This is a genomic window from Roseateles sp. P5_B10 (genome assembly GCF_056400485.1).
Genome location: NZ_JBFULE010000592.1, coordinates 1 through 3,370, shown reverse-complemented (window position 1 = coordinate 3,370; position 3,370 = coordinate 1). Strand labels below are relative to the sequence as shown.

1 protein-coding gene and 1 pseudogene are annotated in these 3,370 nt (G+C 62.8%); both read left to right on the top strand.

From position 1 onward, the window contains the following. Positions 1–523 (top strand): annotated as a pseudogene (locus AC1DU6_RS24415) (ATP-binding protein); the annotation flags it as partial. A 52-nt stretch (positions 524–575) separates the two neighbouring features. After that, positions 576–3,089 carry a S8 family peptidase gene (locus AC1DU6_RS24410; protein ID WP_477860232.1) on the top strand — a complete coding sequence of 838 codons (2,514 nt, stop codon included), beginning with the start codon at positions 576–578 and terminating at the stop codon, positions 3,087–3,089. Positions 3,090–3,370 lie beyond the last annotated feature (281 nt).

Sequence of the window (3,370 nt, the reverse complement as noted above, 5' to 3'; positions counted from 1 at the left end):
GATCAAGCGCGTCGTCAACGCGCTTCTGCAGAACCTGGACGTGCGGTCGACCATCGGCATCACGATCGGCATCAYCAATCACCCCAAGCTCCTGGACCCGGCAGTGTGGCGACGGTTTGCGGCGCAGGTCGAGGTGCCGCTACCCAATGCCGAGACTCGTGAAGCCATCGTCTCCCGCTACGAGGCGCCCACCGAAATTCCGGTGCCGGTGAAGCGCTTCCTGGTGCTGATGACTGAGGGCGCATCAGGCGCCGAGATAGAGACGATCGTCGACCTGTACAAGAAGCGTTCTGTGATGGAGCCCAAGCCGGCTTCACCCATTGAATGCCTGCGGGACATCGCGTATCTCAACAGCGGCCGATTGTCAGACGAGGTCCGCCATCTGCTGCAGAAGGAAGACGCTGACATTGCGAGGTGGGCTCGCCATAAGTACTCGCGATTCACGCTGAACGATCTGGGTGCGTTGTTCGACAAGAGCAAGTCAGCCGTTGCCCGTTGGCTTGATGATGCAGTTATGGCCTAATTGATCAACTACCGGCAACAAAAATCAGTAGCGCCGGTTCGCAGGGAGGAACATGGAAACGTACAGCCCTATTCAGGTGGTGCTAGACGCTCGGCAATTTCAGGCCGACCGCAAGCGCAATCCCGGATCGTCGAACAAGGAATTCTTCGAAGGTCTTGATGCTGCATTTGCTGTGCACAAGCAGCAGTTGAGCGAGCAGCTGAAAGTCGTCAAGTCGAAGCTGCAGAGCAGCTCGGCAAGCGGCATCGGGTTCTTGAAGGTGCGGATGCGCGAGGAGGCCTTGGCGAAGTCCCATCGCCCCACCAAGCGGGTCTTCCATCCGAACACCATGCCGCTTGCCGGCTCCTCCGGAGTCGGTGAGCTGATCGTGCAGGTCTCGCCCAGCGGCATCGACCAGGCGATCGCCCAAGTCGAAAACGCCGAGGTCGAGCTGGCCTACAGACCCAAGAAGGACAAGCCCAACGTCCTGGAGCCGGACCCGTCTCGCGAGCGCGCCGAAGTGGGTGCCATCGAGAGCGTGCGTCTCTGGGATGCACCCGACCGGCGGGCGTTCAGCACCGACCAGGCACTGGCCTGGTTCAACGAACAGGCCGTGCCCAAGGCCTACCGCGTCGATCTTTTTGAATCCATCCAGCCCGTGGCGAAGTTGGCGCGGCAAGACCTTGCTGGCCATTCTGACGTCGTGGGCGACCTGCTGCGCAAACTCGATGAAGAGCTCGGCTGTGGATACGTCGGCGCGCTGTATCGGCCCGATGCCGCCTCGATGATGCGGCTCTACATCTGGCTTCGCAAGGCGCCGCAACACCGCTACTTCGTTCGCGCTCCCAAGCTCGCAGAAGCGCTGCGAGCTTCCGGAGAACCCTCTTTTGACAGTGCGCACCACGAGAGGCTGCTGGAAGTCCTTGGACAGCATCCGGCTGTGCGTCGTATCAGCCTGCCGCCAGCGCTCCGATCGGGCTCCGCGTCCGCACCGGCTGCTGCGGCCCCGAGCACTTTCACGCCGGCAATGCCTGCCGTTGGCGCGCAGTACCCGGTTGTCGGCATCATCGATGGTGGCGTCGGCCCGGTTCACAGCGCCTGGGTGATGCATCAGTCGCAAGTGGTTCCCACGGCGCACGCCGACATCTCACATGGCGGCGAGATCGTGGGGCTGCTGGTGTCCGGGCAGGCCTTGAACGGCAACCAGATCAGCCCTGAGCCGGACGGCTGCTTTATCGCCGACCTGACGATGGTCCCGCGAGAGGCCTACTACGACGCCAACTACAGCTCCGATCTCGCCTTCGTGCTGAGCGTCGAGCAGGAAGTCAAAGCCGCCAAGCAGCAGACCGGCGCCCGCGTGTTCTGCTTCAGCCACAACTTCGAAGATCCGCCGGGGCACGGCGACCACTACCCGGACCTCTCCGCAGGGCTTGATCGCATCGCCCGTACGCACGACGTGATCTTCGTCATCAGCGCGGGCAATACCAAGGCAGGGACCGGCCGTCAGGAGTGGCACATCGATCCGATGGTGGTCCTGTCCAACCTCGCTTCCGTCAACGACGACGGCCTGACGTCACCGGCGGACGCGCTATTTGCGGTCTCCGTCGGCGCGCTGAATCCGCCGATGACTTCGGCCGGCATTGCGCAGGCACCGGCCCGGTACTCGCGTCGAGGCGTCTCGACCAAGCACTTCGTGAAGCCCGACATCGCGCACTACGGCGGCCTGTGTGCCAGCACGTCAGCGGACACCGGGCTCTTGTCGACCAATTCGACGGGCTCTACCCGCTATGTCGCAGGCACCAGCTATGCCGGGCCGCTGGCGGCAAAGACGCTGGCCCGTCTCGATCAACTGACGGGATCGAAGCTGCCTCGCGAAGGGTTGACCGCGCTACTGATCCACGGCGCGCGTCCCCCGGCCTGCCTCAGCAGTTACTCCAAGAAGATCGCGCGGCAGTTTGTCGGATTCGGCCTGCCGTCGTCCAGCGACTCTTTCCTATCGGGAGCGCCGCATCAGGCGACCTTGCTGTTCTACGACGATATGCAGAACAAGAAGGACCTGTTCTTCAAGTTCGACTGGCCGCTGTCGCTCGTGGAGGACGGGAAGTGCAAGGGGGAGGCGCTGCTCACGATGGTGTACTCCCCGCCGATTCAGGACGCCCACGACGGCGAGTTGGTGCGCATCAATCTGGAAGCCGTGCTTCACCAGCGCAAAGCCGATGGCAGCTGGGAAAAGCGCAGTGAAGACACCTTCGCCACCGAGCCGAACAAGGCTGCCTCAGCCATGGAAAAGCACTTGATCGAAGAGGGCTTGAAGTGGGGCACGGTCAAGCAGGTCCGGTTCTCATCGCCCAACGGCGTGGGCAAGACGTCGGAATGGCGTGTCTGCATCAAGTACCTGACTCGTGCGTCCGAAGAGTTCCCAACAGAGGGCATTCCTTTCGCAGCCGTCCTGACGATCTTGGACCCGGACGGCGGCAAGCCCGTCTACCAGGATATGAAGATCGGACTGAGCCAGCGCAACGTGCTGACCAGTGACGTTCGCAGCACGATCCAGACGCAGGTTCAGGCAACCTCGGGCAAGTCGTAGTGGCGCCTGGTGGCTCTATGCACTGCCAAGTCGACGCGAAGTCAGGACGCGTGTTCCGGTGGCGTCAATCAGGTAGCGGGCAGCTACCAAGACGGCCCGTCGCGTGACAACGATGACGCCGATGAGGATGTCCAAGCCCAAGGCCCGCCGCAAGATCGTCGGCGCGCTGCCGCCGCCCGACGTCCTCCCCAAGCCCTAGACCYCGCCCGCATGGAACACCTGGAACAGATCGTCAAGGCGCTGAGCGTCGTGCTGGTCACGCTCGGCCCCTTCCTCAAATC